The sequence below is a fragment of the Roseibium sp. genome, from assembly GCF_965276855.1.
In the GTDB taxonomy this organism is placed as follows: Bacteria; Pseudomonadota; Alphaproteobacteria; order Rhizobiales; family Stappiaceae; genus Roseibium.
On record NZ_OZ255700.1, the window covers coordinates 4,283,767 to 4,305,303 of the forward strand.

The 21,537-nt window shown below is 56.9% G+C and carries 19 protein-coding genes and 1 riboswitch; of the genes, 14 read left to right on the top strand and 5 right to left on the bottom strand.

Annotation, left to right across the window (positions count from 1 at the left end):
* Positions 1–209 precede the first annotated feature (209 nt).
* Positions 210–1,211 (top strand): DMT family transporter, encoded by a 1,002-nt coding sequence (locus ACQY4Z_RS19715; protein ID WP_428524122.1) that lies wholly within the window; start codon positions 210–212, stop codon positions 1,209–1,211.
* A gap of 44 nt (positions 1,212–1,255) precedes the next feature.
* Here the strand turns inward: ACQY4Z_RS19715 and ACQY4Z_RS19720 are convergent, their stop codons facing one another.
* Complete coding sequence (locus tag ACQY4Z_RS19720) at positions 1,256–1,492, bottom strand: Lrp/AsnC ligand binding domain-containing protein (protein ID WP_040450828.1); 237 nt, start codon at positions 1,490–1,492, stop codon at positions 1,256–1,258.
* A gap of 137 nt (positions 1,493–1,629) precedes the next feature.
* A riboswitch (TPP riboswitch) is annotated at positions 1,630–1,740 on the top strand.
* Positions 1,741–1,808: 68 nt separating this feature from the next.
* Between ACQY4Z_RS19720 and thiM the strand changes: the two genes are divergently transcribed.
* The 4 genes from thiM to ACQY4Z_RS19740 all read left to right on the top strand — a co-directional run bounded on the left by thiM (position 1,809) and on the right by ACQY4Z_RS19740 (position 6,451).
* On the top strand, positions 1,809–2,582 hold the full coding sequence (thiM, locus tag ACQY4Z_RS19725; protein ID WP_428524124.1) for a hydroxyethylthiazole kinase: 774 nt from the start codon (positions 1,809–1,811) through the stop codon (positions 2,580–2,582).
* Between the two features lie 33 nt (positions 2,583–2,615).
* Positions 2,616–3,428, top strand: a complete 813-nt coding sequence (thiD, locus tag ACQY4Z_RS19730) for a bifunctional hydroxymethylpyrimidine kinase/phosphomethylpyrimidine kinase (protein WP_428524126.1) — start codon at positions 2,616–2,618, stop codon at positions 3,426–3,428.
* Positions 3,425–4,534: a TRAP transporter substrate-binding protein gene (locus tag ACQY4Z_RS19735; protein ID WP_428524128.1), complete on the top strand. Its 1,110-nt coding sequence runs from the start codon at positions 3,425–3,427 to the stop codon at positions 4,532–4,534. Before thiD ends, ACQY4Z_RS19735 begins: the two co-directional genes overlap by 4 nt.
* 603 nt (positions 4,535–5,137) lie before the next feature.
* Entirely contained in the window at positions 5,138–6,451 is a 1,314-nt protein-coding gene (locus ACQY4Z_RS19740; protein WP_428524130.1) for an OmpP1/FadL family transporter, read from the top strand.
* Between the two features lie 60 nt (positions 6,452–6,511).
* On the opposite strand, the gene ACQY4Z_RS19745 is transcribed toward ACQY4Z_RS19740, so the two are convergent.
* Positions 6,512–7,291: an SDR family oxidoreductase gene (locus tag ACQY4Z_RS19745; protein WP_428524132.1), complete on the bottom strand. Its 780-nt coding sequence runs from the start codon at positions 7,289–7,291 to the stop codon at positions 6,512–6,514.
* Between the two features lie 261 nt (positions 7,292–7,552).
* Here ACQY4Z_RS19745 and ACQY4Z_RS19750 point away from each other — a divergent pair, with 261 nt between their 5' ends.
* The 4 genes from ACQY4Z_RS19750 (at position 7,553) to ACQY4Z_RS19765 (ending at position 12,162) form a co-directional block, all read left to right on the top strand.
* On the top strand, positions 7,553–8,356 hold the full coding sequence (locus ACQY4Z_RS19750; protein WP_133946480.1) for a UDP-2,3-diacylglucosamine diphosphatase: 804 nt from the start codon (positions 7,553–7,555) through the stop codon (positions 8,354–8,356).
* A complete protein-coding gene (locus ACQY4Z_RS19755; protein ID WP_428524134.1) occupies positions 8,353–9,390 on the top strand; it encodes a glycosyltransferase family 4 protein in 1,038 nt (345 codons plus the stop codon). Before ACQY4Z_RS19750 ends, ACQY4Z_RS19755 begins: the two co-directional genes overlap by 4 nt.
* Before the next feature lie 128 nt (positions 9,391–9,518).
* Positions 9,519–10,529, top strand: a complete 1,011-nt coding sequence (locus ACQY4Z_RS19760; RefSeq protein ID WP_428524136.1) for a threonine ammonia-lyase — start codon at positions 9,519–9,521, stop codon at positions 10,527–10,529.
* A gap of 301 nt (positions 10,530–10,830) precedes the next feature.
* Positions 10,831–12,162 carry a protoglobin domain-containing protein gene (locus tag ACQY4Z_RS19765; RefSeq protein WP_428524138.1) on the top strand — a complete coding sequence of 444 codons (1,332 nt, stop codon included), beginning with the start codon at positions 10,831–10,833 and terminating at the stop codon, positions 12,160–12,162.
* 173 nt (positions 12,163–12,335) lie between these two features.
* Here ACQY4Z_RS19765 and ACQY4Z_RS19770 read toward each other — a convergent pair whose 3' ends face one another.
* Positions 12,336–13,508: a protein phosphatase CheZ gene (locus tag ACQY4Z_RS19770; protein ID WP_428524140.1), complete on the bottom strand. Its 1,173-nt coding sequence runs from the start codon at positions 13,506–13,508 to the stop codon at positions 12,336–12,338.
* A 119-nt stretch (positions 13,509–13,627) separates the two neighbouring features.
* Between ACQY4Z_RS19770 and ACQY4Z_RS19775 the strand changes: the two genes are divergently transcribed.
* Positions 13,628–14,803 (top strand): MFS transporter, encoded by a 1,176-nt coding sequence (locus ACQY4Z_RS19775; RefSeq protein ID WP_428524142.1) that lies wholly within the window; start codon positions 13,628–13,630, stop codon positions 14,801–14,803.
* 10 nt (positions 14,804–14,813) lie between these two features.
* Here ACQY4Z_RS19775 and dgcA read toward each other — a convergent pair whose 3' ends face one another.
* Positions 14,814–15,797, bottom strand: a complete 984-nt coding sequence (gene dgcA, locus ACQY4Z_RS19780) for an N-acetyl-D-Glu racemase DgcA (protein WP_428524144.1) — start codon at positions 15,795–15,797, stop codon at positions 14,814–14,816.
* Entirely contained in the window at positions 15,794–16,807 is a 1,014-nt protein-coding gene (gene dgcN, locus ACQY4Z_RS19785) for an N-acetyltransferase DgcN (RefSeq protein ID WP_428529615.1), read from the bottom strand. Before dgcN ends, dgcA begins: the two co-directional genes overlap by 4 nt.
* 91 nt (positions 16,808–16,898) lie before the next feature.
* Here dgcN and ACQY4Z_RS19790 point away from each other — a divergent pair, with 91 nt between their 5' ends.
* The 4 genes from ACQY4Z_RS19790 to ACQY4Z_RS19805 are packed head-to-tail and all read left to right on the top strand — an operon-like array spanning position 16,899 to position 21,511.
* Positions 16,899–18,047 carry an ABC transporter permease gene (locus ACQY4Z_RS19790; protein WP_428524146.1) on the top strand — a complete coding sequence of 383 codons (1,149 nt, stop codon included), beginning with the start codon at positions 16,899–16,901 and terminating at the stop codon, positions 18,045–18,047.
* Between the two features lie 7 nt (positions 18,048–18,054).
* Positions 18,055–18,864: an ABC transporter ATP-binding protein gene (locus tag ACQY4Z_RS19795; RefSeq protein WP_428524148.1), complete on the top strand. Its 810-nt coding sequence runs from the start codon at positions 18,055–18,057 to the stop codon at positions 18,862–18,864.
* Positions 18,865–18,875: 11 nt separating this feature from the next.
* The gene (locus tag ACQY4Z_RS19800; RefSeq protein WP_428524150.1) at positions 18,876–20,879 is read left to right on the top strand and encodes an MlaD family protein; all 2,004 of its coding nucleotides are present in this window, start codon (positions 18,876–18,878) and stop codon (positions 20,877–20,879) included.
* Positions 20,880–20,905: 26 nt separating this feature from the next.
* On the top strand, positions 20,906–21,511 hold the full coding sequence (locus tag ACQY4Z_RS19805; RefSeq protein WP_209174094.1) for an ABC-type transport auxiliary lipoprotein family protein: 606 nt from the start codon (positions 20,906–20,908) through the stop codon (positions 21,509–21,511).
* The last annotated feature ends 26 nt before the right edge of the window (positions 21,512–21,537 follow it).

Below are 21,537 nucleotides of genomic sequence, written 5' to 3' on the forward strand. Positions count from 1 at the left end.
AAGGCTATGCGCGAGATTGCAAAAATTGAGGCCGGGGTAGATACTGGTCTCTCACTTCTAAAGCGATTTGCGCAATTCTTACCCTGAGTGCTTGGCAGACCGATTGGGATCTGTTTGCGGCGCTATTGCCATCGCTGTTCTGTTATTCTTTCAAAACTGGTGCGTGGCGCGGAAAGCGCCGGGTGTAAGCCAGTATCTGGATCCGATTTATGGCGTCAAAAAACACCGCAACCCAGCAGTCCCGCGCGCCAGCGCCACCGGGAATGACACGTCAGGCTCCTCTGATCGGCATTGGGCTGAAGCTGGCCTCAACGATCGTGTTTTTCGCCATGGTGACAGCGCTGAAAATGGCGGCCGAACGCGTGCCGATCGGGGAGCTCGTGTTTGCGCGGAATTTTTTCGGCGTCTTTCCGGTTTTGATGATGGTCGGGGTACGCGGGGAGCTTGGCCTTGCGTTTCAGACGCAGAACCCAAAAGGGCATCTTGTGCGCGCCTGCATCGGCCTGACGGCCATGGTTTGCATGTTCACCGCTTATGATCTGCTGCCGCTGCCTGATGCCACGGCCATCAACTTCGCCACACCGCTAATCGTTGTTGTTTTAGCCTTCTTCATGCTGGGCGAAACTGTCCGGATCTATCGGTGGAGCGCGGTCGCAGTTGGTTTTGTCGGCATCCTCGTCGTTTTGTCACCGCACCTGGGAGAAGGGGATTTCGACAACTCCGCCACCTTTGGGGCCATCGCTGGATTTATGGGCGCTGCCTTTGCCGCCCTTGCCATGATCACGGTCCGGAAGCTGTGTGTCACTGAGCGCACCTCGACCATTGTCACCTGGTTTTCCTTGTCGGCGACCGTGATCTCGCTTCTGACCATTCCAGCCGGCTGGATCTGGCCGGAGCAGGCCTGGATCATCCCGGATCTGGAAACAGCGGGTCTACTGGTGATGATTGGCCTGTTCGGCGGTGTGGGGCAGATCCTTTTGACCCAAAGCTACCGGTATGCGGATGCGTCGACCATCGCGCCCTTTGATTATGTGAACATGCTCTGGGCGATCCTGGTGGGCTGGATCGTCTTTGCCGAGGTGCCGGTTCTTGAGGTGATTGTGGGTGCGGTGATCGTTATGGCCGCCGGGATCTTCGTGATTTACCGGGAGCACCGGCTTGGCCTTGACCGGACCAAGGACCGCCGGGCATCGACACCGTCCAAGTCTTGAAGAAATGCCGCGCGGACAAGTTCGCGCGGCTACATGCCGGATGGTCAGAACGCCTTGAACGTTATGATCGACTTGGTGTCCTGGATGCCGTCGATCGGGTGCACCTTCTCATTGACGAAGTGACCAATGTCAGTACCGTCTTCGATATAGAACTTCACGAGAAGATCGTAATCGCCGCTGGTGGAGTAGACTTCCGAAGCGATCTCGGCATCCGCGATTGCATTGGCAACCTGATAGGTCTTGCCGAGCTGACATTTGATCATCACGAAAAACGGGGTCATGGGGGCTCCTGCGGGCAAAAACGAACTGTGCCCCGACATCGCCTATCTATTGCAAACAGTCAATCGGCAGTCGGCGCTTGAACCACGACAATAGCTAAGTGGGACTTGAAAACCCGCGCCTGGCTTAGTAGAAAGATTTTGTCTCATGGGGGTGCCCGGCAATTGTGGATCGGGCTGAGAGGCGAATGGCCAACTCCTAGAACCTGATCCGGCTTGTACCGGCGGAGGGATTTGAGATCATGACTGATCTTTTTCGTATTGTCCGAAAAACGATGGCGCGGAACGCCGGCTCTTTGAACTTGAAAAGGGGCCATGCATGAGTTTGTCGATTGCCGCGAGCACGCAGGCGCTGTCTGCGGATACCGTCTTTTCCTTGCTGGAGCGGGTGCGGACAAAAAGACCCCGCGTTCATGCCATCACCAACACGGTTGCCCAAGGCTTTACGGCCAATGTTCTGTTGGCGCTCGGCGCTGTACCGTCGATGACGATCGCACCAGAGGAAGTTCAGAGCTTTGCAGCATCTGCCGATGCACTCCTGATCAACCTGGGAACACTGGACAACAGCCGCCGTTTGGCGATCCCGGTTGCGATTGATGCGGCCAAAGAAGCCGGGCGGCCAATCACCATTGATCCGGTGTTCGCGGATCGGTCACCGCAGCGCTGCGCCTACGCTAAAGAGCTTTTGCAAACGCTGCCGTCTCTTGTCCGGGCGAATGAAGCCGAGATGACCGCTCTCTTTGATGCGCGGGCCGACGTTGACGCCTTGATTTCGGAGGGAACGGTCTTTGCCGTGACCGGTGAAGAGGATCAGATCGAGAGCCGGGGCGAAGACTACCGGCTGCGCAATGGTCATCCTCTTTTGGCCCGAGTGACGGCCACCGGTTGTGCGGGGGGCGCGGTCCTCGCAGCGTTTGCGAGCGTTGAGCCAGATACAGCGCTTGCCGCGGCATCTGGCCTGTCCGTCTTCAACATTGCGGGTGAAATCGCCGCTTCCCGGAGCGGGGGACCTGGCAGTCTGGTTCCAGAGCTTCTCGACACGCTCTACAGCCTAACGGCCCGCGATATCGAAAGCCGTCTTCAAACCGGCTGACATCTATTCCTATAGTATTGTGCGGAGGGCACCATGACCGCAATCGCGGTAACAATAGCAGGCTCGGATTCCGGCGGTGGGGCTGGCATTCAGGCGGACTTGAAATCCTTTTCGGCAAACGGTGTCTACGGGGCCAGCGTCTTGACGGCGCTCACGGCACAAAACACCCTCGGTGTTACGGCAATCCATGATGTGCCGGTTGAGTTCGTACGCGCGCAGATCGATGCCGTCTATTCCGACCTTGCGGTAACAGCTACCAAGATTGGCATGCTCTCGCAGGTGCCGATCATTGAGGAAGTCGCAGACGGTTTGAAACGCCACCAGACCGGACCAGTCGTTCTGGATCCCGTGATGGTGGCCGCATCCGGAGATCCGCTTTTGGCGGAAAGTGCGGTCGCAACCCTGATTTCCAAGTTGGTGCCCTTGGCCGACATCATCACGCCGAACCTTCATGAAGCAGCCCGCATGCTGGAGGGCGAAGTCGCCCGCAACGAAAACGACATGCAGAGCCAGGCCAAACAGCTGATCGACCTCGGGGCAAAGGCTGTTTTGTTGAAGGGCGGACACGGCGACAGTGCGGAAAGCGCTGACCTTTTGATAACTGAAGACGGTGAAAGCCTCTGGCTGCGCGAGGACCGCATCGCGACAGATAACACCCACGGCACCGGATGCACTTTGTCTTCTGCAATTGCTGCCGGACTGGCTAAGGGCAACGCGCTGGGCGACGCTGTGTCCAGTGCAAAAGCCTATATCCACGAAGCGATCCGCCATGCGGACGAACTCAAGATTGGACAAGGTCACGGACCGGTCCATCACTTCCACGCTTTTTGGGAGGGCGCACAATGAGTGATGCATTGAAAAACAGAAAAAACCTCAGCCGCCGGGACATGCTTGTGGGCAGTGCCGTTGGAAGCGCATCTGTTTTCTCAGCGCCAGCGGTGATGGCACAAGGTGCGGTCACCGAATGGAAGCTGGTGACATCCTGGCCGAAAAACCTGCCAGGTCCGGGTGTCACGGCGCAGCGGATCGCCGATCAGGTTGCGTTGCTCTCAGGTGGTGCATTCAAGATCCGTTTGTTTGCGGCCGGCGAACTGGTGCCGGCGCTGGGCGTCTTTGATGCCGTCTCAAATGGCACTGCGGACATGGCGCATACAGCCTCGTTCTTCTGGCAAGGCAAGATCCCGGCCTCCGTCTATTTCACCGCAGTCCCCTTCGGTCTGCTCCCGCATGAACATATCAGCTGGATCGAGCAAGGCGGCGGGCAGGCGCTTTGGGACGAGCTTTACGCTCCTTTCGGAATCAAACCGGTTATGGCGGGTAACACTGGTGTTCAGATGGGCGGCTGGTACAAGAAACCGCTCCAAAACCTCGATGATCTGCGCGGCCTGAAGATCCGGATGCCGGGGCTGGGAGGAGAGGTGATGCGCAGGCTTGGGGCCGCTCCGGTTGGTTTGCCGCCTGGCGAGCTGTTTCAGGCACTCCAAACCGGTGTTCTGGATGCGACCGAATTTCTCGGTCCCTGGTCGGATCGGGCCATGGGGTTCCAGAAGGCCGCGAATTATTATTATTCACCTGGTTTCCACGAACCGAACGGGACGGGCGAGGCCCTGTTCAATCAGGCAGCTTTTGATGCTTTGCCCACGGAATTCCAGGCAATTCTATTGGAGGCGTGCCGCGCTGAGAATGGACGTGCGCTTGCTGAGAGCGATTGGGAAAATGCCGGAAGCCTGCAGTTGCTCCAGCAAGAAGATGGCGTTGAGGTCCTTTCCTATCCAGAAGACATTCTTGACGCCTTGCGCGTAACGACTGGAGAAGTGCTGCTGGACACGTCCCGTCAGGATCCGATGAGTAACCGCATTTATCAAAGCCACCAGACCGCTTTGAAGCGTCTTTCGCCTTGGAGCGATGTTGCCATGCGGCGGTTTCTGAGCGCGCGTGATGGACTTGTCTGATTTGCAACTATGGCGAGTATCGTCGTGGGCGCGGCATGACCTGTGTTGTCTGCAGTTTTGGCTCGTAAAGTTCGAAACTGCATGTGTATCGTGTCTGAAATGCGGGTATTTGAATCATAAATACATCCGCATTTCTGACATCAGAATGACTATTTCATCTCACTCGATTGGCCATATCGTGGGCGGTGTATAATGTTGATTTGGGATTTTTTGGTTTGCCAATGAAGCGATTCAGTCACCAAAAAAAATTCCAGGCTCGCGCAAAACGCCGGTATTCCCTAGGGTTATGTGTGACAAGAAAGCAACGCGCAGCAAAGAAAGAAAGTTAAGTGTGACGCGTTGGTAATGTGCCTAAAAAGTGTGCATTTGTATGGTTGGTCGCGGTCATCCTCCAAAAGCGGTGTCTGACGATATGTTTATCCGGCTACGAGCACTCGATGCGTGAGCCGGGCCTTCGTGAAAACCCGTATATTGCAACGCAGCAACCGTGTGCGCTGCAATTAGAGATCGCATTTCGTGGTTGAAAGGCGACCGTTTCTTTTAGACCCTGCAGTCAGTGTCAAATTCCTCCCGGGGGGGAGGAGGATTGGGAGAAACGTAAAAATGCGGGCAACCAAGAAAATCGTACTTCTGACGTCGACGGCCATTGCAGCCTCGATCGTCGCAAGTGTAGCCTCTGCGGGCGGTTTCGCCCTGCGCGAGCAGAGCGCCTACTACCAAGGGACTTCCTTCGCCGGTAACGGTACATCCAGTTCGTCGATTTCGTCCATGTTCTGGAACCCGGCGACGATCACATCGATGGACGGTAAGATCGTATTTGAGGCTCACAACGCCTTCATCATTCCAAAGTCCGACATTACCGGTTCGAACACCGTTCCGAATTCACTGACCACGCCGACCGGTCTGATCACGACGTCTTTTGACACCGGTGATATCGGCCACGATGCCTGGATCCCGGCGTCCTACACGTCTTACAACTTCAACGACAAAATCTACCTTGGCGTTGGGATTAACGGTCCGTTCGGTCTTTCCACAAAGCCGGACGACAGCAACTGGACCGGTGCAGGCTACAACCGCTCTTCAAAGATCTTCTCGATCAACCTGAACCCGGTTGTCGGCTACAAGATCAATGAGATGTTCTCCGTCGCGATCGGTCCGCAGATCCAATATGCGGATGTTCGCCTGACGAATGCCTCAGCGTCTCCGACTATTCCAGGCGCTACCCTGTTTCCGGGTCAGCAGCTTGATGGTGACGGTGTCGGCGTTGGCTTGACGGCTGGTGTCACGATCAAACCAACCGCGACCACGGAAATCGGCATCGGTTACCGCTCGGCGATATTCACCGACATCGATGGCACAATTGCGGCACCGAACCCTGCCAACCCGTTCACGACGGCCGTGACGGACGTGAAAACCGTCCTTGCAACGCCGGACATGGTCACGCTCTCTGCCAAGCAGAGCATCACCGACAACATCCGTGTGCTTGGTACATTTGAGTGGACCAACTGGAGCCGCCTGAAAGAGCCGCAGATTACGGCCGATGCGACCGGCGCCACCGTGACCACGCTGCCGTTCAACTACAATGACGGCTACTTCCTCGCGCTCGGTGGTGAGTATGATTTCAACGACAAGTTGACCTTCCGCGCTGGTGCGGCATACGAGTGGTCACCGATCGATGATCAAATCCGGTCTGCGCGCCTTCCGGACAACGATCGTATCTGGGTAAGCGCCGGAGCGTCCTACGTTTTCAACGAGCACTTCTCGTTTGATCTCGGCTACACGCATATCTTTGGCACAGACACCGATCTGAACCTTGTCCCGGGTCACCAGGACTACAGCGCTTCGAAGGGATCGCTGACCGGTTCCGTCGACTCTTCCGTCGACATCCTGACAGCTTCAGTTCGCATCAAGTTCTGATCAGCTGCTAGACTGGTTTTGAAAATTCTGCCGGCCCGCGATCGCGGGCCGGCTTTTTTGTTAGAATGCTGCCGGGTAAAGACCGCCGTCCATGAGAATGTTCTGCCCGGTGATGTAGCCGGCGTGTGTGGAGCACAAAAAGGCACAGGTCTGGCCGAACTCCGCGGCTGTTCCAAAACGGCGTGCCGGGATTTCTGCAGCCTGGCTTGCGCGAATGGCGTCCACAGTCTGACCGGATTGCTGTGCGGAGCGTTCAAACCCACCCCTCAGCCGGTCCGTATCCATTTTGCCCGGTAGCAGATTGTTTACCGTGACACCATGCGGCGCGAGCTGGCGGCAAACACCTGCCAGGAATGCTGTCAGGCCGGCACGGGCGCCGCTGGAAAGGTCCAGGCCTTCAATCGGCATCTTCACGGACAAGGACGTGATGTTGACGATCCTGCCAAAGCCACGGGCCTTCATTCCAGGGGTGACCGCCTGGATCAATTCAATCGGGGTCACGAAGTTCTGGATGGCACCTTCCAGCAAGGCAGAGCGATTGAGTTCTGTATAGTCCTTGCGAGGTGGGCCGCCATTGTTGTTGACCAGTATGTCGGGCTCCGGGCAGGCCGTCAGGAGAGCGGTTTGTCCTTCCGGTGTTGAAACGTCGGCAGCGATGACACTGACCTTGACCTGAAAGGTGTCCGTCAGATACGCGCGGGTTGCTTCCAGTGCATCTTTATTGCGCCCGTTAATCACCAGGTCACATCCGGCCTCTGCAAGCGCTTCTGCGCAACCTCTGCCAAGCCCGCGGCTTGATGCGCACACGATTGCCGACTTGCCGCGCAATCTCAAATCCATGATCGATCTCCCAAATTTTGAAGGTGAGGTTTGCGAGACCATATGAAAGGAAACCCGCTGCGGCTATCCCTTAAGCGATGGCCCTGCGTGATTGTGAGGCCCTGAGTGAGCGCGCTGAAACGCATATGTTGGCGCGGCTAAGGGAAAGATCCTCCAATGACTTTAGGAAAACGCAACGTCAGGCCACCTCAAACCCCGTCTGTCATAATAGTGAAACTTGAATCGCGTCTATAGCGGTCCAATGGATCTAGGAGACGTGCAATGTCCACTTCGGAGACATCGCGGCATTACAGGGCCTTGTTTATTTCAGATGTACATCTGGGCACTCGCGGGTGCCAGGCAGAGCTTCTGCTTGACTTCCTGAAGGACAATGACGCCGAGACGATTTATCTCGTCGGCGACATTGCAGATGGCTGGCGGTTGAAGCGGTCCTGGTATTGGCCGCAGCTCCACAACGATGTGGTTCAGAAGATCCTGCGCAAAGGCCGCAAGGGCTCTCGTGTTGTCTATATTCCTGGAAACCACGACGAGTTTCTACGCAGCTTCCTAGGCACCCACTTCGGCGGTGTGGAAGTCACCGACAGCATCATCCATGAAACCGCCGACAACCGACGCTATCTGGTGATCCATGGGGATCAGTTCGATGTGGTGATCCGCCATGCCAAGTGGCTCGCGTTCTTTGGGGACAAGGCTTACGTCACAGCGCTTGGTGTCAACACGGTGCTGAACGCCGTGCGCCGCCGACTTGGCCTGACCTACTGGTCTTTGTCAGCTTGGGCGAAGCTGAAAGTCAAAAATGCAGTCAGTTTCATCGGGCGCTTCGAGGAGGCTCTTTCCGACGAAGCGCGTCGTCAGGGCGTCGACGGCGTTATCTGCGGTCACATCCACCATGCAGCAAGCCGTGACGTCAACGGCATTCACTACATCAACACTGGCGATTGGGTTGAAAGCTGCACAGCGGTTGCCGAACACCATGATGGAACCTTTGAGGTGATCAGATGGGTAGAACAGGCCCAAACCGGAGCCCAAACGGCGAAGCCACAGGAAGCTCCGGTCGCCGCATGAGTTCCATTCTTGTTGTCACGGATGCCTGGCATCCGCAGATCAATGGCGTCGTGCGCTCGCTTGAACGCACAGCTGACGAACTCCGCGCCATGGGCGTTCGCATGGAGTTTTTGACCCCGCAGGCTTTCAAGACACTTCCGTGCCCGACATATCCAGAAATCCGTTTGTCTTTGACGCACAAGGGCACCGTGCGGCGGATGATGGATGACTTCGACTGCGAACATCTGCACATAGCGACCGAAGGTCCGCTTGGCCTGCTTGCAGCTGCAATTGCCAAAAAGCGCGGACAGCCGTTCACCACCAGTTATCACACACGGTTTCCAGAATATGTTTCTGCCCGGATGCCGGTGCCGCTTTCCTGGTCTTATGCTTGGATGCGCCGCTTCCACAACGCCGGCAACGGATGCATGGTGGCAACGACTTCGCTGGAGAACGACCTGAGAGACCGCGGCTTCCGGAACTTGATGCGCTGGTCGCGCGGTGTCGACGAAAATCTCTTCAAACCCTACGAGGGCTCTGTCCTGCCGCAGGATTTGCCTGGGCCGGTCTTCATGTATGTTGGCCGCGTTGCGATTGAGAAGAACATCAAGGCGTTTTTGGATCTGAAACTGTCCGGATCTAAGGTTGTTGTTGGCGATGGGCCTCAGCTGGATACGCTGCAGAGAGAATACAACGACACACTCTTCGTCGGTGCGAAAACCGGCGAAGATCTGGCGCGTCACTACGCCAGCGCGGATGTTTTCGTCTTCCCGTCTCTCACAGACACGTTCGGCAACGTCATACTGGAGGCGCTGGCGTGCGGGGTACCGGTTGCAGCCTATCCGGTCATGGGGCCGCTGGATGTGATCGGTGATACCGGCGCCGGTGTTTTGTCCGAAAACCTTGCGGAGGCATGCGAGGCCGCTCTCGATATTCCGCGCGACCACTGCCGGAATATTGCACTCAATTACACTTGGGCAGCCAGCAGCCGGCAGTTTCTGGACAATTGTATCGCCGCTGCTGGCGGCGTGGCACAGGCCAACGCGGCAGAGTGATCTGAAAGTCTCAGAAGCTTTAAAATATTGGTGCTGCGGGATTTTGTAACCCTCACAATGTTGCCGTTGTCAGGCCATGGGGTAGCCGGTACTCCTGTCCACATCAGATCCTGAATGAGGTGGCCACCATGACCGGCGCGACAGCAGAACGACCTTCCTCCAGCAGCGTAGCCGTCACTTTCGACGATGTATTGGACGCAGCTGATGCCCTGGAGGGCGTTGCTGTCAAAACCCCGCTCTTGACCAATCCCGCTCTGGACGAGCGTGTCGGCGGGCGTGTGTTGATCAAGCCGGAATGCCTGCAACGCAGCGGCTCTTTCAAGTTTCGTGGCGCTTACAATTGCTTGCGGCAATTGGACCTAGATGTCCGGGCCAAGGGTGTCGTCGCTTGTTCGTCGGGTAATCACGCGCAAGGTATCGCATCCAGTGCCAAGATCTTTGGCATGCCGGCGACGATCGTCATGCCTGCCGATGCACCTCAGGTGAAGCTGGAACGCACACGAGGATACGGTGCGACGGTCATTACTTACGATCGGGCCACCGAAGACCGCGACAAGATCGCTGCCGAGATCTGCGCCGAAACCGGCGCGACGTTCGTACATCCGTACAATGATCCTGCCGTTGTTGCCGGGCAGGGGACGGTTGGCCTGGAGATGGCAGCGCAAGCAAAAGACCTTGGTGTGCGGTTGGATGATGTCCTGGCTTGCACAGGTGGTGGAGGCCTTTCCAGCGGGATTGCGCTTGCGCTTGCAAACACTTCCGCGGAAACGGTGTTCCATACGGTCGAACCGCAATTCTTCGATGATTACAAACGGTCTTTGGAGGCAGGGGCATTGCTGTCCAATCCCGCCAAATCGGGTTCGATCTGTGATGCGCTTCTTTCTGAAAGTCCCGGAGAGATCGGATTTTCGATCCTGCGTCAATTTGCTGGGGAAGGATATACGGTCACGGACGAGCAAGTTCTGGACGCTGTGGCGTTTGCGTTTTCCGAGCTCAAGCTGGTTGTCGAACCCGGCGGCGCCGCTGCGTTAGCCGCTCTGCTATCCGGGAAACTTGACCTGAGGGAGCGGACCGTCGGTGTCGTACTGACGGGCGGAAATATCGACCCTAAGATGTTGTTTAAGGCTGTTTCGCGTTAACGCGCTGTTAGTGGCTGACCCATTAGGCGGATAACATCTGTCTTGTTCTTTCTCGTGGGATTCGCGAAAGAACGGATGGTGCGGAAACAACCGTGGTGTCTTCTGAATTGCGAAGCAAAACCAGGAGGTTACATTACGTAGGGGTGTGCTCTCTGCTGATGCTGCCGTCTTGTCTTCCTTGGCATTGAATACCTGGTGTTCCGTCGAAACCCGCCTCAAGAAGGGGCGCGTTACGTTGATTGGCAGGACAGCGTTGGCCTGAGGGGGACCAGCACTGGCTTGCAGGGTTTATGGAGCCAATATGCAGAACCAAACGCTAAAGGGCAGGCTGGCGTTTTTCCGTTTCACCGAAGAAGATCGCACACTTGCGCGATCGATCTGGCCGACACTTTCCTCTCATTTGCCGAGGATCATGGACGGATTTTACGACCATGTAAAAACAGTCCCGCATCTGTCGACAATGATCGGAGACCAGGAGGCCCGCCTGATCTCGGCGCAGCTCTCTCATTGGGATCGCATGTTCAATGAAGGACCGACCGAGGCGTACCTCGAGCGCGCCATCCGGATCGGTTTGGCGCATGTGCGCATCGGTCTGGATCCAAGTTGGTACATCGGCGGGTATTCCTTTGCCTTAACCCAGATCTCCGAAGTGCTGCTGACCAAGCGGATAATGACCGCGGCCAAGCGCTCAAAGGTCATGGCAGTGATTACCAAACTGGTGATGCTGGATATGGACATCGCCATTTCCACCTATCACGACAAAATGGTGGCGGACGCTGTTGCCCGGGAAGACGGGCTGAAGTCCGCGATTGCCACGTTCGAGACTTCACTCAGCGGCGTCGTCGGCGAGTTGAGCACCACGTCTGACGAGTTGGAGAACTCTTCCCGCGATCTCAGCCGGGAGACCGGCTCGATCGCAACGCGCATGCAGACCATGGACACTTCCTCCGCGGAGACCGCGAGCGGTGTGCAGTCCAGCGCGACGGCAACGGAAGAAATGAGTGCCTCGATTGTTGAAATCGGGCGTCAGGCCGGGCATTCACGTGAGAAGGCTCAGCAAGCTGTTCAAGGCGCCCAGAACACCAATGAATCGGTCACCAAGCTGGCCGGTTTTGCAGATCAGGTGGGGTCTGTCATCGGCTTGATTTCTGACATTGCTGAACAGACCAACCTCCTTGCGCTGAACGCAACTATTGAAGCGGCCAGGGCAGGTGAAATGGGTAAGGGCTTTGCCGTCGTTGCGGCCGAGGTCAAGGAGCTTGCAAGTCAGACCACGAAGGCGACTGAAGAGATCACCGAACAGATTGCTGCGATCCAGCAGGCAACCCGGCAGTCTGTCCAGGATATTGACGGGATCACCACAATCATCAGCGAATTGTCAGAGATCGCCAACAGCATTGCGGCTGCTGTGGAGCAGCAGTCTTCTGCAACGGCGGAGATTTCCTCTGCGGTTCAGATCGCGGCGGTCGGCACACAGAGCTTTACAGATGAGATCGCCGCTGTGCGCGGGTCCATCGATTCAGTTGATGGCACGGTTGAGACGATCCATGAAACTTCATTGACCTTGAAGAACAGGGCTGCGCGTCTGAGCGAAGAAGCGAACCAGTTCTTTGACAAGATCAAAGCCGGATAACTTTGAACAAAGAGGGGAGGCATCGTTGGCAGATCTCCGGGTCTGCCGACGATGCCTTTAAAACTCTCCGACAAATGTCGCGCAAGGAAACGAGCGCGGCATTTGCTTTGTTGAGACAAAGAAAAAGGGCGCCTGGAATGGGCGCCCTTATCTCTTGACAGTGTGAAGATCGATCAGTTGAACAGAGCCTGTCGTTCGGCCTCGGTCAGCTCCGTCAGCGGGTCAGCGCTGTCGTCGGCATCTGCTTCCTGCTCGACCAAAGCCCAGTCGGCATCAGCTTCTGCCTCTGCTGTTTCCGCAGCCGGTTCACTGTCGTTGGCAGCTTCCGGCTCGCTGACTTCCGCATCGAACAGTTTGTCGATCGCGGCTTCGTCCAAGACTTCATCGGCGTGGGCTGCAGCAAATTCATCGGCGACCGGATCAGTCACGTCCGCCGTGTCTTCAGCTTCCGTTTCCTCGGCCGAAGGCGCGGAGGCGAACATGTCATCAATCGCGGCCGCATCCATCGGTTCGCTGTCGCCGGCCATCAGGGCATCGATGTCCGCTTCACCCATTGGTGCTGAAGCTTCGCTCGCAGATGTGTTGCCAGGCGCTGCGACTTCGTCCAACGCGGCGTCAAACACGTCGCCGCTGACAGACATCAGCTCATCGACACTGTTTTGAGAGACGCCCGCGCCGTCACGCTGCGGGCCGTTCAGCAGGTGGGCATCCGGGCGGCTGTCGACAGGACCAGCGGTGTCATCTGCTTCCAGATCTTCGATGCCCCAGATGTTGATCATCAGGTTGATCCGGCTTTCCAGATAACGCAGTACCTGGACCACCTTGTTGGTGCGCTGGCCGGTTAGATCCTGGAAGGAACAGGCCATGAAGATTTCTGTGGCCTTCGCATCAATATCATCGCAAGTCGCATCGTCTGCGCCGTTTTCGCGGAGAACCCAGGCTTTTTCCTGGATCTGCTCGGCAGCTTCCAGAATCGACTGGGTGGCACCTTCGGTCTGCGTCACGATCGCATCAAGCTCATGAGAGGCGTCGACAAAGCGATTGCTTTCGTCGCCGTCGTCCTTGATGTTGGCTATCTCCGCCTTGGTGCGCTCAATTGCCTCGTGCATGTCGGCAATATCCAAGCGGATCTTGTCGAGATCCGGCACTTTGCGCTGACGGGTGACGACTTTCTCAAGACGTTGGATCGCGCCGAGGATCTCGGTCGTTTCCGGGGTCTTGTTCCGGTTCAAAAACTCTTTTAGAAACCGACGTCCCCGATCGGATTCCATCAAGGTCTGTTCAAGCGTCTGATATTCGGCTTCGCCTATCAGCTCCGGTTCTACCTGTTGTGTTTCCGCTTTCATAAGGGCGCGATTCTCAACTCTGCAAGGGCCGTTCGGTATCCAATCCGGACAATTCCAAAATCAGGGTAAACTGAAAATCGTTAATATTCTTTTGGGCCTCAAAATCCGGTTCGGTTTGTATGTTGAATTTGACGTCGGCCCTCAGTGCGCGTGTCTCCGCCTTGTTCGGGGTTCATTTTTTCGGCTATGGGCTATTTCTCCCTTTCTTTCCGGTCATTTTGGAGTTCGAGGGGTTTTCCGCGGCCGAGATTGGATTTGTGCTGGGGGCCGGGACGGTTGCCCGAATTGCCGCAAGCCCGCTTTTGACAAACCTTGCAGACCGGACCGGTCAGCGCCGATGGTCCATCTTTGTTTATTCTCTCCTTGGAACCGTCTTCATCGCGCTTTTCGCCCTTGGAAATGGTCTTTACGTTCTGGGCGCCGGGGTGATCGGCTACATGGTCTTCAAGGCGCCGGTGCTTCCGCTCAGTGATGCCTATGCCTTGGATGCTGCGCGCAACACGGGCGCGGACTATGCACGGATGCGCCTTTGGGGATCTGCTGGGTTTGTTGCTGCCAATCTTGCTGGCGGATTCCTGGCGACCGGAGACACCGTCTGGGTGATGCTGTTTCTGATTGGCTTGGCGTCGCTTCTGACAGGCGGCGTTGTTCTGTCACTTCCGCGCCAAAGCGGAGCCGGGGCAAGCGAAGGTTTGGACGAAGAGGCCGGAGAAGCGCCCTTCAAAACGGTTTGGTTTTGGCCGGTGCTCATCCTGCTTGGCCTGTTCCAGGCAACCCATGCGGCATTTTACGGTTTTGGGACGCTCTACTGGCAAGCCGCCGGGATAGCAGACGAAACAATCGGCATCTTGTGGGCTGTCGGCGTGATCGCTGAGATTGCGCTTTTCACTGTTGCCGGAAAGATCGCGCTTCGTTTCGACCCGCCTGTTTTCCTGATCGTTGCCGGGATCGCCGCGGTCGCCCGCTGGGGCTTGTTCCCGTTCGCGGATACGCTGGTATCGATGGTCGCGATCCAGCTTCTGCACGCGCTCACCTTTGGCGCTGCCCATCTGGGCGCCATTGCAATTCTGGCGAAAGTCGTTCCAAGCAAGTGGGCCGGGACCGGCCAGGGTCTGCTTGCCACATCAATCGGCCTGCAGATGGCCATTGGTTTGAGTGTCTGCGGCGCGTTGTACGAGATGGATCCGGATCTGCCGTTTTATCTGATGGCGGCCGTTTCTGCGGCCGGAACGCTTGTGATGCTGGCGCTGACGCCGATGGTGCGTCAGCGCATGGTTTCAAGCCCAGTGCGTTAAAACTAAAGCGTTAGCCCCACAATTCCGGTCTTGGCGGGAACAGCGTGCTGCCTTCGAAGACCAGTCCCGGTTCGCGGTCCTGCGTCAAAAGAAGAGGCCCGTCGAGATCCACATAGTCTGCCCGCTGTGCCAAGAGGACCGCGGGAGCCATGGCCAAAGACGTGCCGAGCATGCAACCGACCATGATCTCAAATTCAAGCGCTTTGGCCTGATCCAGAAGCGCCAGGGCCTCCGTCAAACCGCCGGCTTTGTCGAGCTTGATGTTGATGGCATCGTACCGGCTGCGGAGATCCTCAAGACCATCCCGCGTGTGCAGGCTTTCATCCGCACAGATCGTAATCTTTGAGCTGAATTCCTTGAGACGGCTGTCATCCTTGGAAGGCAAAGGCTGTTCAATCAAAGCCACGCCGGCGGCTTCACACGCTGCCATGTTCGTTCCAAAACAGCTGTCGTCCCAGGCTTCATTTGCATCAACGATCAAGGTGCTGTCCGGTGCGGCCTTGCGAACAGCTTCGATGCGCTCATCGTCGCCAGCCCCGCCAAGTTTTACCTTCAGCAAGGGGCGATGTGCGGCCTTTGCCGTCTTTTCCGCCATAATTTCCGGTGTGCCGACACTGATCGTGTAAGCGGTCGTGACCGGTGAAAGCGGCGGGATCCCGGCAATCTCTGCCGCCGAGTTACCGGTTTGCTTGGCTTCAAGGTCCCAAAGGGCGCAATCTACCGCGTTGCGTGCAGCACCGGCCGGCATTGCCTCTTGCAGCGCATGGCGGCTCAAACCGTCTTTCAACAGCGGTGAAATCTCCTGGATCTGCTCCTGAACGCTTTCCATGGTTTCGCCGTAGCGCGCATAGGGCACACATTCGCCGCGGCCGATGTGATCGCCGTCCGCCAAAGTGGTGACGAGCACATTGGCATGGGTGCGGCTGCCGCGGGAGATTGTAAAACCGCCCGCGATCTCAAAGCTTTCAAGGTCAATGCTGACGCTGCGGCTCATGGGGTGCCGAACTCCGCGGACACCTTGTCGACCACGGCTTCCATGCCATAGCGGATCGGATCGGTTGCCGGAAGGCCATGGCGCTCGCCCAGTTTTGCCAGAAGCGCGAGCGCCTCATCGTCATCCAGAGCCTGGGTGTTGACCGCGATACCGACACAGCGAATGCCGGGATTTGTGAGTTTGCCGCACTGAATGGTCATGTCGATGACCTGATCGACGGTTGGCAGCGGTGTTTCAACGCCGCGCATTTTGGTTCGCGTGGGCTCATGGCAGACGATAAATCCGTCGGGCTGCGAGCCATGAAGCAGGCCGAGTGTCACGCCGGCAAATGACGGGTGGAACAAAGAGCCTTGGCCTTCCACCACCTGCCAGTGATTTTCCTCTGTTGCCGGGGAGAGCCACTCGGCAGCGCCGGCGATGAAATCAGCCACAACGGCATCGAGAGACAGACCCCGGCCTGAAATGAAGACACCTGTCTGGCCGGTCGCGCAGAACGAACTGGTGTAGCCGCGCTCATTCATCGCCTTGTCCATCGCAAGGGCAGTGTATTTCTTGCCAACAGAGCAGTCTGTTCCGACGGTCAAAATCCGTTTGCCCGGGCGTTTGATGCCCTTTCCGGTGGCAAAGGTCATGGAGTTGTGGCGCACGTCGTGGAGTTGGCGGCCGTTTTTGGCGGCTGCTTCCTTGATTGCCGGAATGTCGCCGAGTTTGACATGGAGACCAGAGGCAACATCAAGGCCTGCATTCAAGGCTTCGACCACCGAATCAACCCAATGATCCGGCAAACGTCCGCCGGCATTGACTGCGCCGATGACCATCGTTTTGGCACCTGCAGCAGTTCCCTCGGCGATCGACATGTCCGTCAGACCGGTATCTGCAGCACAGCCATCGAGCCGGACCTGTCCGACACACCAGTCTTTCCGCCAATCAACAATGCCTGTCGCGGTCTTGGCGGCCAGGGCATCGGGGACGTCACCGAGAAACAAAAGGTAAGGGCGGGCAATTTCCATGGGCAATGCTTTCATCTGACTGCTGGACGTTAATCTTTACAATCAGGTATACGGGGGGAAGTTGACGAGCGGCAAGGGGCAACTCTCCGGAATGGCATTCTTGGAAAAAAACAAAGCGCCGGAATTGCACCTGGATACCGATTCCGAGGGACATCAGTCCCTTATTCTATCCGGAGACTGGACTGTCAGCACGCTTGCGGATGCTGACCAGCAAATCTCCAGGCTGAATGTCGCCAAGGACAAATTGACGTGTATCGATGTTTCAGAGGTTGATCATCTGGACACCAGTGGCGCCTGGCTGATCCACCGGACCCGTGGACAGCTGGAATTCAGCGGCCGGAAAGTGCAGTTGACCGGGGTGACGCCTATCCGCGAAAGCCTGTTTCACGAGATCGAGAAGCATCACCCGCCGCGCTGGCAGCCAGACCGGTCCGGTTTCACGATTGTCGGTTTTCTTGAAGCGACCGGGCGGCAGATGGTTGAGGTGTATAAAGACACCCTCGCGATGCTGCATATCCTTGGATCGCTCGGCATCGTGCTGTCGACCGTTCTTTTACAGCCCAAACGCCTTCGCAGCATCGCAATCGCCGTGCAGTTCGACCGCAGCTGCATCGGCGCGGTCCCGATTGTGGCGCTGATGAGCTTTTTGATCGGCGCGATCATTTCTCAGCAGGGCGGATTTTACCTGAGGCAGTTCGGCGCCGACATTTTCGTCGTCGATCTGGCGGGCATCCTGGTGCTTCGGGAGATCGGCGTCATCCTGACCGCAATTATGGTTGCCGGACGGTCCGGATCGGCGTTTACCGCCGAGTTGGGGGCAATGCGCATGCAAGAGGAAGTCGATGCCCTGCACGTCATCGGCTTGAGTGTCACAGAAGTTCTGGTGCTGCCGCGTATTTTGGCGTTGATGATTGCCTTGCCGATTTTGACCTTCGTGGCCGATATCTCGGCGCTTTTTGGTGCGGGTCTGATTACTTGGGCGTACCTGGATATTCCGCCGGCAGCGTTCCTTACACAGCTTCAGGCAGCGATTACGGTCAACACCTTCGTTGTCGGGATCATAAAGGCGCCCTTCATGGCGCTGATCGTTGGCCTCATTGCCTGCGTTGAAGGTCTGAAAGTGGAAGGGTCGTCTGAGTCGCTCGGCCGGCATACCACCATGTCTGTCGTAAAAGCGATTTTCCTTGTGATTGTCGTTGATGGATTGTTCGCAATGTTCTTTGCAGCCATTGGGGTATAACGGCGAGATGGCAGTGTCAGACATCGAACAAACCGATCATGCTGCGGCCCTGCAAGCAGAGCAGCCGGAAAATATCTTGTCGGTTCGCAACATCACAGTCGGCTTCGGATCCAAGATTATCTTGCAGGATCTGGACCTTGATGTGCACCGCGGAGAAGTGCTCGGTTTTGTCGGCGGTTCCGGTACCGGAAAGTCGGTATTGATGCGCACAATCCTGGGGCTGACACCCCGGCGGGCCGGACAGATTTCGGTTTTTGGTCATGATCTTTCCAGCGCATCGGACAAGACCCGCAAGATGATTGAACGCCGCTGGGGGGTGCTCTTCCAGCAAGGCGCGTTGTTTTCGTCGCTCACCGTGAAGCAGAACATTCAGGTGCCGATGCGGGAGCATCTGAAATTGTCGCAGCGCTTAATGGATGAACTGGCCACCTTGAAGCTGGAATTGGTTGGGTTGCCGCAGGATGCGGCAGACAAACTGCCTTCAGAGCTTTCCGGCGGCATGGTGAAACGGGCAAGCCTTGCCCGTGCCCTTGCACTCGACCCGGATTTGGTGTTTCTGGATGAACCAACGTCCGGCCTGGATCCTATTGGGGCTGCCGCGTTCGATTCGTTGATTGGCAATTTGAGTTCCACGCTGGATCTGACCGTTTATATGGTTACTCACGACCTCGACAGTTTGCATTCCATCTGTGATCGCATCGCAGTTCTTGGGCAAAAGCGTGTTCTTGCGATCGGGCCAATGGAAGACATGATGAAAAATGACGACCCTTGGATTAAGTCTTACTTCCGAGGGGAGCGGGCTCTGCGCCGCACATGAGGTTTGAGTGAATGGAAACCCGCGCGAATTACATATTGATCGGCGCATTTATGATCGCGATCCTGATCAGCGCGTTCGGGTTCATCTATTGGCTCGCTGTGACAGCTGAGTCGCGTCAGAATGTCGAAGTCAAAATCCTGTTTCCGGGTGCGGTGACCGGCTTGCCTGTTGGAGGGCAGGTGTTGTTCAACGGCATCAAGGTTGGTGACGTGGCCTCGTTGGATTTTGCGCCGGGTGACCCAACCAAAGTCTTGGCAACGGTTCGAATCCGGCCATCCACGCCGCTCCGCGAAGATACCAAGGCAACATTGAATTTCACCGGCTTGACCGGTGTTGCCTATGTGGATCTGATCGGTGGAACAAGTTCCTCTCCGCTACTGTTGAATCCGGATGGCAGCCAGAACCCGAATAACATACCGCTGATCAATGCCGAGCGGTCGTTTTTTGACGACATCGTGGATGGCGCGCGCGACGTTCTGAAACGCGCCGATTCGACCATGAAAACCGTCGATCAGCTGCTTCAGGATAATGGTCCGGCGATTTCCAAAACGATCCAGAACGTTGAGACGTTCTCGGATGCTCTTGCTGCCAATTCCGACGGCGTGAAGGATTTTATGGCCAGCATCGGAAAGGCCTCGGAGGCGTTTTCCAGCCTCTCCGGGCGGCTTGAGGGTTTGGTTGATGAGGGTGAGCGGCTTCTGGCGGCTGTTCCCTCCGACAAAGTTACGGCCATCGTAGATGACCTGCAGACCTTCTCGGGAAGCCTCGGCAAGGCGAGCGCAGATATCGATACCCTTATGGCTGATGCTCAAAATGCGGCCAAGGAACTGACCGAGTTCACAGAACGCCTCAATGATGGGCTCGGCAACGTTCAAAGCATTGTTCAGGCGGTGAAGCCGGAAGACATCGAAAAGGTCATGAAGGGCGCGGCAGTGCTCGGCGAAGTGCTGGAAAAGCGCTCGGGTGACATTGATGAACTGGTCGTGGCCACGTCCAGCACGATGCAGGGCGTGAACAACATTGTAGAGATGCTGCGCGCACGCGAAGGCACCATCAATGACGTGATCACTGGAACGCGCGATATCGTTGGCAAGGTGGATGCGATCGTCACCCGTGGCGTTGAGATTGCCGCGGTAATTGATCCGCTACGCGTCGACGAGATTGTCGCGTCCGTTGCCACACTCACCGAAGGACTGAACATCTCTCTCGTTCGAGTCGATGAGATCATTGCGAGCGTCGATCCGGCCACCATTGGCGAGACCGTCGACAGTGTTGCGAGCATTGTCGACAACTTCAACAATCAGCAAAGCCAGATCAACGAAATCATCGCTTCGACAAAATCTACGATCCAGAATTTCGAGGCGGTTTCAGCAACAGTTCGCGGTCAGGATGACCGGATTGCAGCGCTTGTTGAAGATGTTCAGGTCGCTGCAGAACGGTTCGCATCCACGCTGCAGTCTGCCGATGAACTGCTGCGTGCTGTTGATCCGGAAAAGATCGCCAATATTGTCGGCTCGGTCGAAACTGCGGCCAGTGGTCTGGCCGGAGAAGATGGCATTCCGGCAATCCTGCAAAGCGCGCGTCAGGCAGCGGACAACGTTCAGCAAATGACGGCGGACTTGAGCAAACGCACTCCGGATGTCGATCAGATCATTACCGATGCGCAGCAGATGACCGCGACACTCAACTCAACATCGGTTCGGGTTGAGAGCCTTGTCGAAAAGGTTTCCGAAATGGTCGACGGTGACGGTGAGGGCTTGATCAAGGAAGCAACGCTTGCAGCGCAAGCGATTCGGAAGGTCGCGGTTGCGTTTGAGAGCCGTGCCGATGCCATTGCGGGTGGTTTGTCGAAATTTGCCACCCAAGGGTCGGCGGATCTGACATCGGCATTGGCGCAATTCAACCGCACGCTGGTCTCGATCCAGCGGGCTGCACAGAGCTTTGAACAACGGCCGAACCGCGTGATTTTCGGCGGTGAAGAAGTGCCGACCTATCAAGGCGGGCGCCGCCGGTGAGTACAGGGAATAGGGGACTGACGGGGATGACACAGGCAAACAGCCGACTGAGCCGGCGGGCGTTTATAAGCGCGCTTGGCGCTGGCGCCGTGGTGTCCGGTTGCGCCAGTTCCGGTCCCGCCGCCTTTTACAGCCTGCAGGCTGCCGATGTCGGCGGCTTGGCGGGACGATCTAGCCGCGTCCAGGTGCTTGTAGCCCCGCCTCGCGCGCTTAAGGCACTCGATACGACTTATATCGCCGTGGTCGACAGCGGTCCGGTCTATTCATATTTCCCAAATGTTGCCTGGGCCGACACGCTCCCGAATGTGGTGCAGAACAAGCTGCTGCAGACCCTCCAAAACACGGGACGGCTGCGGGGCGTCGGACTCCCGGGTGATGGCCTGTTGATCGACTATCAGCTTCAGACGGATATCCGGGCGTTTGAACTGAATATTGAAGGCGCCAACCGCGGTGTTGTTGAGATTGCTGCGCGGGTGGTCAATGACCGCAATGGCCGGACAGTTGCCAACAATGTGTTCCGGCGGGAAACTCCGTCCGGCAGCTCCGGCGTTGAACAGGCAGTTGAAGCCATGAACCAGTCGGCAGAGCAGGTGTTCGCTGATATTGCGGCCTGGACGCTCAGAAACGTCTGAGCGCCCGAGAGCCCAAGGGCGTTTTC

Bases quoted from the DNA above. Each gene is read 5' to 3' on its own strand.
- ACQY4Z_RS19800 (WP_428524150.1), top strand. From the start codon at position 18,876: ATGGAAACCCGCGCGAATTACATATTGATCGGCGCATTTATGATCGCG.
- ACQY4Z_RS19770 (WP_428524140.1), bottom strand. From the start codon at position 13,508: ATGAAAGCGGAAACACAACAGGTAGAACCGGAGCTGATAGGCGAAGCC.
- ACQY4Z_RS19720 (WP_040450828.1), bottom strand. From the start codon at position 1,492: ATGACCCCGTTTTTCGTGATGATCAAATGTCAGCTCGGCAAGACCTAT.
- thiD (WP_428524126.1), top strand. From the start codon at position 2,616: ATGACCGCAATCGCGGTAACAATAGCAGGCTCGGATTCCGGCGGTGGG.
- ACQY4Z_RS19790 (WP_428524146.1), top strand. From the start codon at position 16,899: ATGGCATTCTTGGAAAAAAACAAAGCGCCGGAATTGCACCTGGATACC.
- thiM (WP_428524124.1), top strand. From the start codon at position 1,809: ATGAGTTTGTCGATTGCCGCGAGCACGCAGGCGCTGTCTGCGGATACC.
- ACQY4Z_RS19735 (WP_428524128.1), top strand. From the start codon at position 3,425: ATGAGTGATGCATTGAAAAACAGAAAAAACCTCAGCCGCCGGGACATG.
- dgcN (WP_428529615.1), bottom strand. From the start codon at position 16,807: ATGGAAATTGCCCGCCCTTACCTTTTGTTTCTCGGTGACGTCCCCGAT.
- ACQY4Z_RS19775 (WP_428524142.1), top strand. From the start codon at position 13,628: ATGTTGAATTTGACGTCGGCCCTCAGTGCGCGTGTCTCCGCCTTGTTC.
- ACQY4Z_RS19805 (WP_209174094.1), top strand. From the start codon at position 20,906: ATGACACAGGCAAACAGCCGACTGAGCCGGCGGGCGTTTATAAGCGCG.
- ACQY4Z_RS19765 (WP_428524138.1), top strand. From the start codon at position 10,831: ATGCAGAACCAAACGCTAAAGGGCAGGCTGGCGTTTTTCCGTTTCACC.
- ACQY4Z_RS19795 (WP_428524148.1), top strand. From the start codon at position 18,055: ATGGCAGTGTCAGACATCGAACAAACCGATCATGCTGCGGCCCTGCAA.
- ACQY4Z_RS19760 (WP_428524136.1), top strand. From the start codon at position 9,519: ATGACCGGCGCGACAGCAGAACGACCTTCCTCCAGCAGCGTAGCCGTC.
- ACQY4Z_RS19755 (WP_428524134.1), top strand. From the start codon at position 8,353: ATGAGTTCCATTCTTGTTGTCACGGATGCCTGGCATCCGCAGATCAAT.
- ACQY4Z_RS19715 (WP_428524122.1), top strand. From the start codon at position 210: ATGGCGTCAAAAAACACCGCAACCCAGCAGTCCCGCGCGCCAGCGCCA.
- ACQY4Z_RS19740 (WP_428524130.1), top strand. From the start codon at position 5,138: ATGCGGGCAACCAAGAAAATCGTACTTCTGACGTCGACGGCCATTGCA.
- ACQY4Z_RS19745 (WP_428524132.1), bottom strand. From the start codon at position 7,291: ATGGATTTGAGATTGCGCGGCAAGTCGGCAATCGTGTGCGCATCAAGC.
- ACQY4Z_RS19750 (WP_133946480.1), top strand. From the start codon at position 7,553: ATGTCCACTTCGGAGACATCGCGGCATTACAGGGCCTTGTTTATTTCA.
- dgcA (WP_428524144.1), bottom strand. From the start codon at position 15,797: ATGAGCCGCAGCGTCAGCATTGACCTTGAAAGCTTTGAGATCGCGGGC.